The organism is Streptomyces sp. NPDC059373 (assembly GCF_042751495.1).
Classification (GTDB): Bacteria; Actinomycetota; Actinomycetes; order Streptomycetales; family Streptomycetaceae; genus Actinacidiphila.
Genome location: NZ_JBHYXC010000015.1, coordinates 146,130 through 161,874 on the forward strand (window position 1 = coordinate 146,130; position 15,745 = coordinate 161,874).

The 15,745-nt window shown below is 71.0% G+C and carries 14 protein-coding genes and 1 tRNA gene; 8 read left to right on the forward strand and 7 right to left on the reverse strand.

What is annotated here, in order from left to right:
* Positions 1-145: 145 nt before the first annotated feature.
* The 6 genes from ACFXJ5_RS21560 to ACFXJ5_RS21585 form a co-directional block, all read right to left on the reverse strand.
* Complete coding sequence (locus ACFXJ5_RS21560; protein WP_384633230.1) at positions 146-445, reverse strand: hypothetical protein; 300 nt, start codon at positions 443-445, stop codon at positions 146-148.
* Positions 446-641: 196 nt separating this feature from the next.
* Entirely contained in the window at positions 642-881 is a 240-nt protein-coding gene (locus ACFXJ5_RS21565; RefSeq protein ID WP_384633233.1) for a hypothetical protein, read from the reverse strand.
* 269 nt (positions 882-1,150) lie between these two features.
* A tRNA-Pro gene (locus ACFXJ5_RS21570) sits at positions 1,151-1,224 on the reverse strand.
* 101 nt (positions 1,225-1,325) lie between these two features.
* The gene (locus ACFXJ5_RS21575; protein WP_384633236.1) at positions 1,326-1,835 is read right to left on the reverse strand and encodes a hypothetical protein; all 510 of its coding nucleotides are present in this window, start codon (positions 1,833-1,835) and stop codon (positions 1,326-1,328) included.
* A 15-nt stretch (positions 1,836-1,850) separates the two neighbouring features.
* Positions 1,851-2,189 carry a hypothetical protein gene (locus ACFXJ5_RS21580; RefSeq protein WP_384633239.1) on the reverse strand — a complete coding sequence of 113 codons (339 nt, stop codon included), beginning with the start codon at positions 2,187-2,189 and terminating at the stop codon, positions 1,851-1,853.
* A gap of 92 nt (positions 2,190-2,281) precedes the next feature.
* Positions 2,282-3,250 carry an aldo/keto reductase gene (locus ACFXJ5_RS21585; protein WP_384633242.1) on the reverse strand — a complete coding sequence of 323 codons (969 nt, stop codon included), beginning with the start codon at positions 3,248-3,250 and terminating at the stop codon, positions 2,282-2,284.
* A gap of 120 nt (positions 3,251-3,370) precedes the next feature.
* Here ACFXJ5_RS21585 and ACFXJ5_RS21590 point away from each other — a divergent pair, with 120 nt between their 5' ends.
* Positions 3,371-6,121, forward strand: a complete 2,751-nt coding sequence (locus ACFXJ5_RS21590; RefSeq protein WP_384633245.1) for a CocE/NonD family hydrolase — start codon at positions 3,371-3,373, stop codon at positions 6,119-6,121.
* A complete protein-coding gene (locus tag ACFXJ5_RS21595; protein WP_384633248.1) occupies positions 6,118-6,984 on the forward strand; it encodes an ABC transporter permease in 867 nt (288 codons plus the stop codon). The genes ACFXJ5_RS21590 and ACFXJ5_RS21595 overlap by 4 nt, the downstream gene beginning before the upstream one ends.
* 9 nt (positions 6,985-6,993) lie before the next feature.
* Here ACFXJ5_RS21595 and ACFXJ5_RS21600 read toward each other — a convergent pair whose 3' ends face one another.
* Positions 6,994-7,323, reverse strand: a complete 330-nt coding sequence (locus ACFXJ5_RS21600) for an MmcQ/YjbR family DNA-binding protein (RefSeq protein ID WP_384633250.1) — start codon at positions 7,321-7,323, stop codon at positions 6,994-6,996.
* A gap of 290 nt (positions 7,324-7,613) precedes the next feature.
* Here ACFXJ5_RS21600 and ACFXJ5_RS21605 point away from each other — a divergent pair, with 290 nt between their 5' ends.
* The 6 genes from ACFXJ5_RS21605 (at position 7,614) to ACFXJ5_RS21630 (ending at position 15,709) form a co-directional block, all read left to right on the forward strand.
* Positions 7,614-8,165, forward strand: coding sequence for an AAA family ATPase (locus ACFXJ5_RS21605; protein WP_384633253.1), 552 nt, complete (start codon positions 7,614-7,616; stop codon positions 8,163-8,165).
* A 90-nt stretch (positions 8,166-8,255) separates the two neighbouring features.
* Positions 8,256-9,506 carry an ROK family protein gene (locus ACFXJ5_RS21610; RefSeq protein ID WP_384633256.1) on the forward strand — a complete coding sequence of 417 codons (1,251 nt, stop codon included), beginning with the start codon at positions 8,256-8,258 and terminating at the stop codon, positions 9,504-9,506.
* Positions 9,507-9,681: 175 nt separating this feature from the next.
* Positions 9,682-10,944 (forward strand): ABC transporter substrate-binding protein, encoded by a 1,263-nt coding sequence (locus ACFXJ5_RS21615; RefSeq protein ID WP_384633259.1) that lies wholly within the window; start codon positions 9,682-9,684, stop codon positions 10,942-10,944.
* An 11-nt stretch (positions 10,945-10,955) separates the two neighbouring features.
* Positions 10,956-11,912: a carbohydrate ABC transporter permease gene (locus ACFXJ5_RS21620; protein WP_384633262.1), complete on the forward strand. Its 957-nt coding sequence runs from the start codon at positions 10,956-10,958 to the stop codon at positions 11,910-11,912.
* A complete protein-coding gene (locus ACFXJ5_RS21625) occupies positions 11,912-12,763 on the forward strand; it encodes a carbohydrate ABC transporter permease (protein WP_384633265.1) in 852 nt (283 codons plus the stop codon). Before ACFXJ5_RS21620 ends, ACFXJ5_RS21625 begins: the two co-directional genes overlap by 1 nt.
* Positions 12,764-12,790: 27 nt before the next feature.
* Entirely contained in the window at positions 12,791-15,709 is a 2,919-nt protein-coding gene (locus ACFXJ5_RS21630) for a glycoside hydrolase family 2 TIM barrel-domain containing protein (RefSeq protein WP_384633268.1), read from the forward strand.
* Positions 15,710-15,745: the final 36 nt, after the last annotated feature.

Here is a 15,745-nt window from a genome sequence, read left to right on the forward strand (position 1 = left end):
GGCCGCCAACCGCACTGGCATCATGCGCGGCCCTGCGGCGGCGCACCGGCGCCCTCTCCGTACGGCGTCGCCGGAGTAGTCTGCGCACTCATCGGATGCCTTGTGTTTGGCCGGCAGATGAAAGAGGCGGGCTGCAGCCGTCCGGTCATACCCCGTCGTTGCTCGTCCAGGACCGGCGAACTCTCCTGGTCGTAACGCTCGCGTAGGCCCTTGCGATGTCGTCGAGCAGCTGGGCGACCCCGGCGCGGTCCTGATCGTGGACAACGTGGCCCACCTCGATGACCGCGGGGTAGGTCCGCGCCTTCTCGTGGTCGGCGAGGGCCCGGCAGGTGCTGGCGACGCTGGGACTCTGGCCCTTGCGTGTGGCGGTGGGGATGATCAGGTCGGGCTGGATCTGCTCGCCGGACTCGCCGCTGGAGCCGCGCCGGAGCACGGTGTGCAGCATGTCGTCGGTGATGACCGCCGGCCGGCCGCCGTGCCTCCCCTTGCGGGCCGCCGCGCCGAGTCCTTCCAGGGTCGACTTCCCGGATGTTCTCCCGCTCGGTCTCCGCCATCGCCGCGAAGAACGCGAACAGCAGGCGGCCCGGCCCGCTCGGGTCGTGTGGTCGGCGAGCGCGGTGAGTTCGGCGGCGTCGCGGCCTTTACCAAGCGCGCTTCATCTCGTACACGGTCAAGATGACTCGGCACTGCGGGGCGTGGGCCTTGATCTGGCGAGCCAGAGCGAGCGCGGCCTCGAGCCACTGGCGAACCGAGCGGATGTCACTGCGGACCGAGGTGAAGGGCACCAGCCACCGGCCGTCCCAAACGCCCGGCTCACGCCCGAGGTCTTCGACCCGGCGGATACCGTCCTCGATGATCCGCCGCCCCTCCTCGGTGGCCACACCCTCACCACCCACCTGACCGGGCCGCCCACACCCGCCCCGCCACCGCCGTCGACGTTCAGGAGACTGCTGGAACCGGACAAGACCCAGCCTCATCCAAACGATCTTGATTCCTGGCGGAGCCGCCCTGACCTGCGACCCTTCCTGAGCCGTGGTCCCCGAGTGGTCCCCAGGACCCGGACGACCCGGCATATGGAAACTGTTGCCGACAACAGCGAAGGGCCCGCCGACCTGGTCAAAGACCAGACCAACGGGCCCTTCGTGCACCGTCGGGACGACAGGATTTGAACCTGCGACCCCTTGACCCCCAGTCAAGTGCGCTACCAAGCTGCGCCACGTCCCGGTGCTTGATCATTCGGGGGAACGCCCCCGGGCTGACCGCGCACGAGAACAATACCGCACCAGGCCCGGTGCCCGCTCGCACCCCGGATCGCGTGGGCGTGCTCAGGGCCCGGAGGACGTGGGGGGCATCGGGGGCGTGGGGGACCGAGAGGCAGCAGGGGGTGTGGCGGGCTGCTCCGAGGGCGGTTCGGCCGCGGGGGGCGTGCCGTTGCCCCGGGCGGCTTCGGCGCTGTTCTGCGCGCCGAGGGCTCCGAAGTAGAAACCCGCGACGGTGGCGAGGACGGTCAGCAGTGAGGTGACGATGGTCTTGCGCAGGTCGTCGGCGCCGTTGCCGGAAGCGGTCGTGGCGTAGGCCAGGGCGAAGCCGACCAGGACGATGATGAGGAGGGCGATCAGGCTGCGGGTGAGGCCGCGCACGCCGCGCGGTTCACGCAGGTCCTTGACGAGGGCCCGTAGCTCGGTGTTGGACCATTCGCGGCCGATCAGCTCCTTGGTGACCTCCCGGCGCCAGCGCGCCGCGAAGACGGTGTCGATCACCAGCGGCAGGACGGCGACGAGCGCGACGACCACGACGACCAGGCCGACGTAGACAACGGATCTGGTGGAGTTCATGTGCGGCGGCGCCGATCAGTGGCTGAGCCGGGCGAGGACCGGCACGTGGACGGAGGTGCGGACGGCGGCGTGGGCCGCGGCCGGTTCGTCGCCGACGGAGGCCGGGGGCACGTCGGCGGCGTCGATGTCGGCCGGCACGGTCAGCGGCAGGCGGGACAGGAAGCCGACGCGAAGGCCGCGGCTGTCGGGACGGCTGGGCAGGGCGGTGTGCCGGGTGCCGCCGAGCCGTTCCACGACGTCGGCGATGGCGGCGATGGGGGCGAGCCCGGCCGCGTACGTCGTCTCGTCGGGTGGGCCGAAGGCGCCGCCGGGCCGGTGGAGGTTCTCCGGATTCCGGGTACCGATGACCGCCATGTCCGCCACTCCCCCGTGGGTGGTACCGCTGTGGACCTGAAGTGTGCCGCTCGGCGATGCCCCGCCGATATACGCCGGATGTACGGTACTCCTCAACTCCAGGGCAGCGCGGCCCGGTTGCTCCAGTACGCGGTGGCGGGCCCGGCGAGGGCGGCGAGGCGGGCGAGCTGGTCCGGGTCGAGCCGTACGGTGGCGGCCGCGAGGTTGCCGGTGACCTGGGCGGCGGTGGCGGCGCCGGAGAGCACGATGTCCGCCCAGGGTTGGTGGAGGGCGGCGGCAAGGGCGACGGCGTCGGGGGTGGCGCCGGTCTCGGCGGCGACCCGGCCGAGGACGGAGCCGGGCTCGGCGTGGGCGAGGCGGCCGTTGGCCATGCCCTCCTTGACGATGACCGTGCAGCCGGCTTCGTGGGCCTCGCCGAGGGCGGGAGCGGCGGAGGTCTCGAGCAGGTTGTAGGTGGACTGGACGCTGCTGAACAGCGGCAGGCCCTCGACGGTGATCGCCAGGGCCGCGCGGATCGTGTCGGCCTGGGCCGGGCCGCTGGTCGAGAAGCCGATCTTCACGCCGTCGGCGGCGAGGTCGGCCAGCCGGTCGTGCAGGGCGCGGTCGGTGAGCGCCGGGCTCTCGGGGGTCAGGGAGTGGATCTGGTAGAGGTTGAGCCGCTTGCCGAGCAGTGCGCGGGTCTCGCCGATCTGGCGGTCGTACGTGGCCGTGCCGTGGTCCTTGACCTCGTGGACCTCGGCGTCGGCGCGCCAGTCGGCGGTGTAGGTGTAGCCCCACTTGCTGCCGATCACGACCTGGTCGGCGGCGTCGGGGCGGCGCTCCAGCCACCCGGCCAGGAACTCCTCCGCCCGGCCGTACGAGCGGGCCGCGTCCAGGTAGCGCACGCCGTTCCCGTAGGCCGCGTCCAGCACTTCGTACGCCCGCTCGCGCATCGCGTCGACGCTGCGGTCGGCGGGCAGGTCCGCCGCGCGGCCGAGGTTGATGTAGCCGGGGCGGCCGACGGCGGCGAGGCCCAGCCCGATGCGGAGTGTCGGGACGTTGGCGATACGTGCGAAGGACATGGTCAGCACCGTACTCCCGGCGCAGTACATGGATCCGGGCCCCCAGGCTGACGTCCGGGCGATCACCGTAGGGCACAGTAGGGACTCCACTCCATTCTTGAACACCAGAGGACCACCCGCATGCGACTGGCCCCTGGCAGGCCCTGGCGTCATTGGCGGAGCTGGCGCACGCGGCACAGGATCGCTGCCGGGACGGCCGCGCTCGCCGTGCTGGCCGGGGCCGGCGTCGTCACGGTCGCCGCCGCAGACAGCCCGGCCGCCGTCCACCGCGAGGACCGCGTGATGTCCATGCCCGAGACGGCGGGCAGCGCGAAACGGGTACGGATCGACACCTCGTACTTCACCTCCGGTGGCTCCGGCCGGCGCCCCGCCGTGCTGCTCGCGCACGGCTTCGGCGGCAGCAAGGACGACATGCGGCCCGAGGCCGAGCGGCTGGCGCGGGACGGGTACGCGGTGCTGACCTGGTCCGCGCGCGGCTTCGGCGCGTCGACCGGGCAGATCGGGCTCAACTCCCCCGACCGCGAGGTCGCCGACGTGCGGCGGCTGATCGACTGGCTCGGCAAGCGCAACGACGTGCAGCTCGACGGCCCCGACGATCCGGTGGTCGGCATCGCGGGCGCGTCGTACGGGGGTGCGATCTCGCTGCTGACCGCCGGGTACGACAAGCGGGTCGACGCCATAGCGCCGGAGATCACCTGGTGGAATCTGGCCGACTCCCTCTTCCCGCAGAACGCCTCCGGGCAGGCGGCCGACTCCGGGGTCTTCAAGAAGCTGTGGGCCGGGATCTTCTTCACCACCGGCACGACCTCCACCACCACAACCCCCGCCGGGGGCGGGAAAACGTCGTCGACCTGCCGTTTCACCACCGAACTGTGTGCGATGTACGACGCGGCCGCCGTGTCGGGCCACGCGGACGCCGCCACCGTGAAGCTGCTGGAGCAGTCCAGCCCGTCGTCGGTCGCGTCCAGGATCAAGGTGCCGACGCTGGTCATGCAGGGCCAGAACGACTCGCTCTTCCCGCTCGGCCAGGGCGACGCCATCGCGCGCGCCGTGGCCGGCAACGGCGCGCCGGTGTCCGTGGACTGGACGGCCGGGGGCCATGACGGCGGCGACCAGGAGTCGTCGCGGGTCGAGGCCCGTACGGTGGCGTGGTTCGACCGCTACCTCAAGCAGGACAAGGGCGCCGACACCGGTCCGGCGTTCCGTGTCACCCGCACCGGGGGCGTGGACACCACGGACGGGCAGGCGGTGCTGCGCGGCGCGAGCGCGGCCGCCTACCCCGGCCTGAGCGGCACCGGCAGCCGTACGGTCACGCTCACCGGCAAGGCCCAGACGGTGTCGAACCCGGCCGGCGGGTCACCGCCCGCGATCTCCTCGCTGCCCGGGATCGGCGCGCTGTCGCAGCTGTCGCAGTTGTCGAGCCTCGGGCAGGGCGTGTCGCTGGACTTCCCCGGGCAGCGGGCGGTCTTCGACTCCGCGCCGCTGACCTCCGCACTGCGGATGACCGGCTCGGCCCGCACCCGGGTCACCGTGAAGACGGACGCGCCGGCCGGTGCGGTGCTCTTCGCCAAGGTGTACGACGTCGGGCCGGGCGGCAGTGCGTCGCTCCCCCACCAGTTGGTCGCGCCGCTGCGGGTCACCGCCTCGGGCACGGTCGACGTGACGCTGCCCGCGCTGGACCACGAGTTCGCCGCCGGGCACCGGCTGCGGCTGGTCCTGGCCACCACCGACCTCGGCTATGCGTCGCCGGCCGCCCCGGCCACGTACACCGTGTCCCTGCCGGCGGGCGCGGCCCTGACCGTGCCGACGGACACCGCGCTGGCCACGGCGCAGGCCGGGCTGCCGGTGTGGACGTGGGGTCTGCCGCTGGGCGCGGTCGCGCTGGCCGCCGCGATGCTGCTGATCGGTCGGCGCAGGCCGGAGCGGACCGGCGAAGAGGCGCCCGCCGAGGTGCCGTTGGAGATCGCCGGGCTGTCGAAGCGCTACCACGGTGCCGCCGACCGCTATGCGGTACGGGACCTGTCCTTCCGGGTCGAGCGCGGCCAGGTCCTCGGCCTGCTCGGGCCCAACGGCGCGGGCAAGACGACGACGATGCGCATGCTGATGGGGCTGATCCGGCCCGACGCCGGGACCATCCGGATCTTCGGGCACGAGATCACCCCCGGCGCACCGGTCCTGTCGCGCGTCGGAGCCTTCGTGGAAGGCGCGGGCTTCCTGCCGCACCTCACCGGCCGGTCCAACCTGGACCTGTACTGGCGGGCCACCGGCCGCCCCGCGCAGGACGCCCACGTCGACGAGGCGCTGGCGATCGCCGGCCTGGGCGAGGCGCTGGACCGGGCCGTACGTACGTACTCACAGGGCATGCGGCAGCGGCTCGCCATCGCGCAGGCCATGCTCGGGCTGCCCGACCTGCTGATCCTCGACGAGCCGACGAACGGCCTCGACCCGCCGCAGATACGTGAGATGCGGGCGGTCGTCGCGCGGTACGCGGCAACCGGGCGGACCGTGATCGTCTCCAGCCATCTGCTGTCCGAGGTCGAGCAGAGCTGCACGCATCTGGTGGTCATGGACAAGGGCAGGCTGATCGCCGCCGGTCCGGTGGACGAGATCAGCGGCAGCGACGGCACCCTGTTCGTCGGCACCGGTGAGATGCCGGCCATCGCCGTGGAGGAGACCGCCCGCAAGCTGGCCGGCCTGCCCGGCGTGGTGGCGGCCGACGCCGGACAGGACGGGCTGCTGGTCCGCCTGGACGGCCTGAGCGTGCCCGAGCTGCTGGCCGAACTCCTGCGGCTGGAGGTGCCGGTGGAGCGCGTCGGCCCGCACCGCCGCCTGGAGGACGTCTTCCTCACCCTGATCGGAGGCCCGGCATGACCGCCGGTACGGATACCACGGGCGCCGCGCCCGGTTACCGCCCGCGCCGCACGCTTCCGCTGCGCGTGGAGGCGGTACGCCAGCTGCTGCGCCGCCGGACCCTGGTGGCCTTCGCGGTGGTGGCCGGGCTTCCGGTGGTGGTGTGGGCGGCCTTCGCCATCGGCGGGACGCCGGGCGAGCAGAACGGCACCACGACGCTCATCGATGTCGCGACGAGCTCGGGGCTCAACTTCTCCCTCGGCGTTCTCTTCGTCTCCTCCGGTTTCCTCCTCACCATCCCGGTCGCTCTCTTCTTCGGTGACACGGTGGCCTCCGAGGCGAGCTGGTCGTCGCTGCGCTATCTGCTGGCCGCGCCGGTGCCCCGCGCCCGGCTGCTGGCGAGCAAGCTGCTGGTCTCGCTCGGCTTCAGCGCCACCGCTGTGCTGGCGCTGCCCACCGTGGCGCTCGTGGTGGGCACGGCCGCGTACGGCTGGAGCGACCTGGAGCTCACCACCGCCGGTTCGCTGCCTCCGGGCACGGCGGTGCAGCGGCTCGTGATCATCGCGCTCTACGTCTTCGTCAGCCAACTCGCCGTCGCGGGCTTCGCCTTCTGGCTCTCCACCGTCACCGACGCCCCGCTGGGCGCGGTCGGCGGCGCGGTCGGCGTCGCGATCATCTCCAACATCCTCGATGCCATCACGGCCCTGGGCTCACTGCGGGATGTCCTGCCGACGCACTGGCAGTACGCCTGGGCCGACGCCCTGCAGCCGGGGCAGCTGGAATGGGCCGGGATGATCAAGGGCACGTCGGTGTCGGTGTCCTTCGCGGTGGTGTTCTTCGCGCTGGCCTTCCGGGGCTTCCGGAAGAAGGACATCGTGTCCTGACCGGCCCGACTACCGGGTGAGCCGCTTGGGGGCGGCCTGCCGCCACGAGTCGGCGAGGATGGCGCGTAGCTCTTCCTCGTCCTCCAGCGCGGCCGGCCGCACCCGCAGCCAGGCGACGTCGTCGTCATGGCCGGGGCGTATGAAGAACTTCTCCGGCTCGGCCTCGATAAGCTCCGCCCGCTCGTCGAGCGGGCACTTCACGCCCATCGACCGGTCGTCGTCCGCCAGCGCCGCGAAGATCTTCCCGCGCACACGGAAGGTCGGCATGCCCCAGGCGAGCTTCTCCTCGGTCTCGGGCAGCGCAAGAGCGAGCCTGCGCACATCCTCTGCATCGGCCATGTCTCCGACGCTAGGCCCTGTCTGACAAATCCCGCCTGCCCCGCGACGCCTTGCACGCGCGCTCGCTGCGTTGTCGGAGTCGCCCGAGTAGCCCACTACGAGGGCAATCCTCCGCCTTGCGATCACACGCACCAGACGCCGCGGGGCCCGCCCTCCGGGCGGCCGGCGCTATTTGTCAGACAGGGCCTAGCGCCCGCCACTGACAACGGCCCCCGTGGAACCCCGCCCCGGTCCCCCTGCCCTGCGTGGTCGCGCGGCCCGCTCGACCGGTACGGGCTAGGGTCGCGGGCATGTTAGCTGTGTTGGTCAACGGTCTGCCGGGCGCGGGGAAGACCACCCTGGCGAAGGCTCTGGCACGGGAGCTGGAACTGCCGCTGTTCAGCAAGGACGCAGTGAAGGAGACCCTCGCGGACACCATGGCCGGGGTGCGGCCCCCGGACTGCACGGCGCGCGAGTGGAGCCGGGTGCTCGGCGTGGCGGCGGCGGAGAGCCTGTGGACGCTGCTGGCCGACGCGCCGGTCGGCGCGGTGCTGGAGAGCCCGTGGCTGGCGCATCTGCGGTCGGTGGTGTCGGCGGGGCTCGAACGGGCGGGGGCGGACGAGGTGCACGAGGTGTGGTGCGAGGTGCCGTTGGAGACGGCCCGACGGCGCTTCGCCGACCGGGCCGCGAGCCGGCACACGGTGCATGCGGAGGGGACGCTGTTCTTCGACGACCAGTGGCGGTTCTGGAGCGGCGTGGCGGAGCCGCTGGGGCTCGGGACGGTGCACTACGTGGATACGACACGGGAGGTCGACGCGGCCGCGCTGGCCTCGCGTATCGTCTTCGCCGCCGACTTTCGATAGTGCTTTTCCTAAGGGGTTGTTCAACCCCCTCCGGAACAATAGCCTTGCCGCTCATCAGGGCGAGACAAGGGACCGGAGGGGGCAGCGGCCATGAAACGGACGTCCCGCGACATTCGTACGGCCAATCGCTACGGCGTGCTGCGGCACATCGTCGCCGAATCCCCCGTCTCCCGCCAGGAACTGGCCGCCGCGACCGGGCTGAGTCTGGCGACGGTGGCCAATCTGGTCGGTGAGCTGCTGGAGCTGGGCCTGCTGGTCGAGGTGGGCTACGAGGACTCCGACGGCGGCCGGCCGCGCGGCCTGGTCGCGGTCAACGCCGAGGGCGGCGCGCTCATCGGCGTCGACGTCGCCGAGACGTACATCCATGTCGAGCTGTACGACCTCGCGCTGACCGTGATCGCCCGCGCCGAGGAGGAGTTGCGCCCCGGCGAGAACGAGCCCGCCCAGGTGCTGGCCCACATCGCCTCCGCCGTCACCACCGTGGTCGGCGAGGCCGGCATCCCGGCCGAGCGTGTGCTGGGCGTCGGGGTGAGCATGCCGGGGATGGTCGACCGGGAGGGCGGGGTGTCGGTCTTCGCCCCGAACTGGGACTGGCACGACGTGCCGCTGCTGAGCCTGCTCGCCGAGCACATCCCCTATCCGCTCCACCTGGACAATCCGCTGCGGGCCTGCACCATCGCCGAGCTGTGGTTCGGCGCGGCCCGTGGCTGCGACGACGCGGTGGTCGTCAACCTCGGTACGGGCGTCGGCGCCGGCATCGCCCTGGGCGGCGCCCTGCACCGGGGCGTGACCAACAGCGCCGGGGAGTGGGGCCACACCACCCTCGTGCTGGACGGCCGGCTGTGCCACTGCGGCAACCACGGCTGCGTCGAGACCTATGTCGGCGCCCCCGGCATCATGCAGAACCTGCGCGAACTCGCCCCGGAGAGCCCGCTGCTGCACCCGGAGGACCAGACGGCGACCATCGCCGCCCTGGCCCAGGGCGTCACCGACGGCGACCCGGTGGCGGTCAAGGTGGTCCGCGACACCGGCCGCTATCTGGGCGCCGCCGTGGCCGACCTGGTCAACCTCCTCAACCCCGAGGTGATCGTGCTGAGCAGCTGGGTGGCCCGGGCGCTCGGCCCGCCCCTGCTCGACGAGGTCCGTGAGGCGGTCGCGCGGCACGCGCTGCGCCGCCCGCTGGAGAGCACCCGGATCGTGCTCAGCCCGATCCCGTCCAACCCGGTCAGCCTCGGTGCGGCGACGTTCGCCCTCGAAGGCTCGCTGGCCTCGGTGGGACAGAAGTCCCAGAAGCCGCCGCGCCGCGCCGCCGGCACGGCGAGGGCCCGCAGCACGCCGTAACCCGAACACCACCCTCAGCGCCGCCCGTTCGCGTCCTCGAACGGGCGGCATAACAGTTCGATGACACGCCCCGGCCCCTTCGCTCTGGCTTCGTCTAAGACCTTGACGAAGTACTTTTCGATGAATAGCGTCCCGCTGCACCACTGAGCCATGACGACGAGACAAGGAAGTCAACATGTCGGCAATGAGCAGGGATTGGGACCGCCGGAGTGTGCTGCGGGCGGCAGCGGGCATGGCGGCACTCGGCGGGCTGGCCGCCTGCGGCAGCAACAACGGCCGGAGCGACGGCGGCTCCGGCGGCGGCAAGGCGATCAGCCAGTGGTACCACCAGTACGGCGAGAAGGGCACCCAGCAGGCCGCGCTGAAGTTCGCCAAGGCCTACGACAAGGCCAACGTCAAGGTGCAGTGGATCGCCGGCGACTACGACGCCAAGCTGACCTCCGGCCTGCTGTCCTCCAGCGGCCCGGACGTCTTCGAGTACCACCCCAACCTGCAGATGGTGCAGTCGAAGCAGATCGTCCCCCTCGACGACATCCTGGCCGACGTCAAGAGCGACTTCAATCCGAAGGACATCGCCTCACACACCGTGGACGGCAAGGTCTACGGCGTCCGGATGATCGACGACCCGCAGTTCCTCTGGTACCGCAAGTCGCTGTTCGCCGCCGCCGGCGTCCAGGTGCCCACCACGCTCGACGAGCTGGTCGAGGCCGCCGCCAAGCTCACCAAGGGCAAGATGAAGGGCCTGTACCTCGGCAACGCCGTCACCAACGCCGCCAAGCCGCTGGTCTGGGCCACCGGCGGCGACCTGCTCGACGCGAACAACAAGCCGACATACCACACCGACGAGGTCGTCGCGGGCCTGAAGACGCTGCGCAAGCTCTACACCAGCGGCCATCTGCTGCTCGGCGCACCGACCGAGGCCTGGGACCCCTCCTCGCTCATCAACGAGCTGTGTGCCATGCAGTGGTGCGGCATGTGGGCCATGCCGCAGATCCTCGCGGCCTTCCCCGGCGACATCGGCATCTTCCCCTTCCCCACGGCCTCCGCCAACGGCAAGCCGGCCGTCTACAACGGCGGCTGGTCCACCTTCGTCTCCGCCAAGGCCAAGGACGTCGACGCGGCCAAGGCGTTCGTGAAGTGGCTGTGGATCGACCAGAAGAAGTACCAGGAGGAGTGGTCCACGGCCTACGGCTTCCACATCCCGCCGCGCATCAGCCTGGCCGCCGGCGCCACCAAGCTCAAGACCGGGCTGCCCGCCGAAGGCGTCAAGCTCTTCAACGACTACGGCCACTTCGACAACCCGGTGTGGACCACCACGATGAACACCGCCTTCGAAGACGTCTTCGCCGACTCGGTACGCGGCAGCAAGGACCCGGAGGCGTCGCTCGACAAGTGCGACACCAAGGTCGACCGTGAGCTCAAGCAGCTCTTCGGATAGGCCGGCACGACATGGCAACCACCACGCACAGCGTGCCCGGCCGCGCCGCCACCACGGCGTCCTCCGCCCACCGGCGGCGCGGCATCCGGGGGCGCACGCTCAACTTCTGGCTCTTCGTTGGCCCCTTCCTCATCGGGCTGTTCGTCTTCGTCTACGTGCCGATCGGCTGGAGCCTGTGGCTGAGCTTCCACAAGGCCCGTGGCACCGTTACGCCGACGCAATTCGTGGGCCTCGCGAACTACGCCGACATGCTCAAGGACGGCGACTTCGTCCACTCCCTGGTGATCTTCACCGTCTTCGCGGCCTTCGCCGTGCCGATCACCTGGGCGGCGTCGCTCGGCCTCGCGCTGCTGGTGCACCGCATCCGCTTCATGCGGGCCTTCTTCCGGTCGGTGTTCTTCCTGCCGACCGCCGTCAGTTACGTCGCCGCATCGCTGATCTGGAAGATGTCCCTCTTCCAGGGGCTGAGCTTCGGCCTCGTCAACACCGTCATCGGCTGGTTCGGCGCCGACCCGATCGCCTGGCTGGCCTCGCCCGACCCGCCCTGGTATTGGCTGGTCATCGTCACCGTACGGCTGTGGCTGCAGTGCGGCTTCTACATGATCCTCTTCCTGGCCGCGCTCCAGAACATCCCCAAGGAGCTCTACGAGGCCGCCTCCATCGACGGCGCCAGGAGCGGCTGGCAGACCTTCCGCCACATCACCCTGCCGCAGCTTCGCGCCACGTCCGTCGCGGTGATCCTGCTCCTGCTCATCGCCGCGTACCAGGCCTTCGACGAGTTCTACAACCTGCTCGACCAGGGCAAGACCTCCTGGGGCCGCACGCCGCTCATCTACCTCTACAAGGTCGCCCTGGGCGATCAGGACTACGGCCACGGCAGCGCGGGCGCGCTGCTGCTCGCCCTGCTGATCTGCGTCGTGACGCTGCTGCAGGGCAGGCTGCTCGGCTTCGGAAGGAGTGACGACTGATGGCCGCCGCCCGGAGCCGAACACCACGTCAACTACTCGGCAGCACGGGGCTGTACAGCGCACTCGCCGTCGCCACCGTGCTCTTCCTGCTGCCGTTCTACATGATCGTGCGCAACGCCCTGTCCACCGACAAGGACATCATGGGCGCCGAGTGGCAGTGGTGGCCCTCGGACGTCCAGTGGGGCAACGTCAAGGAGCTGTTCGACGACCCGAGCGTGCCGTTCCTGCACTCGCTGTGGAACTCGATGCTCATCGCCGTGCTGATGACCGTGGGCACCCTGCTGGTGTGCTCGCTGGCCGGGTACGGCCTGGCCCGGATCCCGTACAAGCACGCCAACAAGATCTTCTACCTGGTCCTGGCCACCCTGATGGTGCCGTCCGCCGTGACCTTCGTCCCCAGCTTCGTGCTGGTGTCGTCACTGGGCTGGGTGTCGTCGCTGCGCGGTCTGGTCATCCCCGGGCTGTTCAGCGGCTTCACCGCCTTCCTCTTCCGGCAGTACTTCCTGGGCTTCCCCAGGGAACTGGAGGAGGCCGCGCGGGTGGACGGGCTGAGCTACTGGGGCTCGTACTGGCGGATCGTCGTTCCGAACTCGCTGAACTTCTTCGCGGCGATCTCCGTCATCACCTTCATCAGCGGCTGGAACGCCTTCCTGTGGCCGCTGGTGATCGGCCAGGACCAGCAGGCCTGGACGGTCCAGGTCGCCCTGTCGACGTTCATCACCGCGCAGACCATCAACATCCATGAGCTGTTCATGGCCGCCGCCGTATCGATCCTGCCTCTGGTCCTGGTGTTCGTCTTCCTGCAGCGCTGGCTTGTGCAGGGTGTGGCGCAGACCGGTATCAAGGGCTGATTTCACCACGTCATCACAGGAGCTGTATTGAGCACCGACCTGCCGTACTACCTGGACCCCGCACCGGGCACCGGCGCGCTGCCGCCGCGCGCCTGGTATCCCGGGTCCGACGCGGCCCGGCTGAGCCTCAACGGCTCATGGCACTTCCGCCTGGCGCCGACCGCGACCGCCGAGGACGAGTCCTTCGCCCGCCCGGAGTTCGACGACTCGCGCTGGGACCGGCTGCCGGTGCCCGCGCACTGGCCGCTGCACGGCCATGGCGCCCCCGCGTACACCAACACCCTCTACCCCTTCCCGGTGGAGCCGCCGTACGTCCCCACCGAGAACCCGACCGGCGACCACCGCATCACCTTCGCGCTGCCGGAAGGGTGGCCGGACGCAGGCGAGGCCCTGCTGCGCTTCGAGGGCATCGAGTCCTGCGCCAGAATCTGGCTCAACGGCGAGGAGCTGGGCGTCTTCAAGGGCAGCCGGCTGCCCGCCGAGTACCCGGTCGGGGAGCTGCTGCGCCCGGAGGGCAACGTCCTTGCCGTACGGGTGCACCAGTGGTCCTCCGGGAGCTATCTGGAGGACCAGGACCAGTGGTGGCTGCCGGGGATCTTCCGGGATGTCACGCTGCTGCACCGTCCCGAGGGGTCGGTGACGGACTTCTTCGTGCACTCCGGATACGAACACCGCACCGGCGAGGGCACCTTGCGGGTCGACGTCGAACCGGGCGGCCGGATCACCGTGCCCGAGCTGGGCATCGACATCGGCACCGGCGAGTCCGTGAGCCTGCCCGTCGAGCCGTGGACGGCCGAGACACCGCGTCTGTACGACGCCGAACTGGTCACGCCGGGCGAGCGGATCGGCCTGCGCATCGGGTTCCGTACGGTCGTCGTCGAGGACGGCGTGCTGAAGGTCAACGGCCGGCGGATCCTCTTCCGGGGCGTCAACCGGCACGAGTTCCACCCCGAGCACGGGCGGGCCGTCGACCTGGAGACGATGCGCACCGACCTGCTGCTGATGAAGCGCCACAACATCAACGCCGTCCGCACCAGCCACTACCCGCCGCATCCCGCCTTCCTGGCGCTCTGCGACGAGCTGGGGCTGTGGGTCGTCGACGAATGCGACCTGGAGACCCACGGCTTCGTCGAGTTCGAGGGCTGGAAGGGCAATCCGGTCGACGACGACCGCTGGATCCCGGCGCTGCTCGACCGCGCCGCCCGCATGGTCGAGCGCGACAAGAACCACCCGTCCATCGTCATCTGGTCGCTCGGCAACGAGTGCGGCACCGGCCGCGGCCTCACCGCCATGGCGCAGTGGATCCGCGAGCGCGACCCGAGCCGCCCCATCCACTACGAGGGCGACCTGTCCTGCGCCGACACCGACCTCTACTCGCGGATGTACGCCGACCACGCCGAGACCGAACTCATCGGCAAGCGCGAGGAGCTGCCCTGGGCCGACCCGGAGCTGGACGCCAAACGCCGTTCGCTGCCCTTCATCCTGTGCGAGTACGCGCACGCGATGGGCAACGGCCCCGGCGGACTCAGCGAGTACCAGCGGCTGTTCGAGACCTACGAGCGGCTCCAGGGCGGCTTCGTATGGGAGTGGATCGACCACGGGATCCGGCAGCGGACCGAGGGCGGCACCCCGTACTACGCGTACGGCGGCGACTTCGGCGAGGAGCTGCACGACGGCAACTTCGTCTGCGACGGGCTGCTCTTCCCGGACCGAACGCCCTCGCCCGGGCTGGTCGAGTACAAGAAGGTCATCGAGCCCGTTCACATCGAGGGCGACCCGGGCAGCGGCAGCGTCCGGATCACCAACACCCATGACTTCACCGACCTTTCGCATCTGCGCTTCACCTGGTCGTACGAGATCGACGGCGCCGGCTTCGCCCAGGACGTGCTGACCGTTCCGCCGCTCGCCGCCGGTGAGTCGACGGAGCTGAAGCTGCCGGTGCCGGAGGCGGCCGGGCTGCACGGCGAGGCCCATTGGCTGGTGCGGGCCGTCCTGCGCAACGACACGGCATGGGCGGAGGCGGGGCACGAGGTGGCGTGGGGCCAGTGGCCGGCCGTGAGCACGCCCGGGCCGGCGGGTCCTCAGCCGGTGCCGCACATGCCGCGCGCCGGGGAGGGCGGGGTGCTGGTGTTGGGGGCGGGCACCTTCGACGCCGCGACGGGTGAGCTGCGGTATCTGGACGGCTTCCAGCTGGCCGGCCCCCGGCTGGACGTCTGGCGGGCGCCGACCGACAACGACATGGGCGCGCACGGGCGGCCGGACGAGCGCTACGGGCAGCTCTGGCGCGAGCTGGGCCTGCACCGCATGCGGCACCGCGTCGCCGACGTCACCGTCACCGACGACGCGCTGACCGTGACCACCCGGGTCGCACCCGCCGCCTCCGACCTGGGACTGCGTACCGTCTACCGCTGGACGGCGGACGGCGACCGGCTCCACCTCGCGGTCGAGGTCACCCCCGAGGGCGAGTGGAAGCTGCCGCTCCCCCGGCTCGGGGTGCGGCTCGGCCTGTGCGGCACCCTCGGCGATGCCGCCGAGTGGTACGGCGGCGGTCCCGGCGAGGCGTACCCGGACACCCGGGCGGCCTCGCGCATCGGGCGGTACGAGGCGCCGGTGGACGCCCTCCAGACCCCGTACGTCCGCCCCCAGGAGAACGGCGCCCGGGCCGATGTGCGCTGGGTGCGGCTGCGCCGCGAGGACGGCACGGGCATCGCGGTCGAAGGCGCGCCGCCCTTCTGGTTCACCGCCCGCCGCTGGAGCGGCGAACAGCTCGACGCGGCCGGCCACACACCCGACCTGGTCCCGGGCGACACCCTCTGGGTCAACCTCGACCATGGCCAGCACGGCATCGGCAGCCAGTCCTGCGGCCCGGGCCCGCTGCCGCGGTACCGGCTGCACGCCGCTCCGGCGTCCTTCGGCTTCACCTTCTCCACCCTGGACGGCCGTTGACCTCCACCACGCCTGTCTCTTATACACATCTCACGC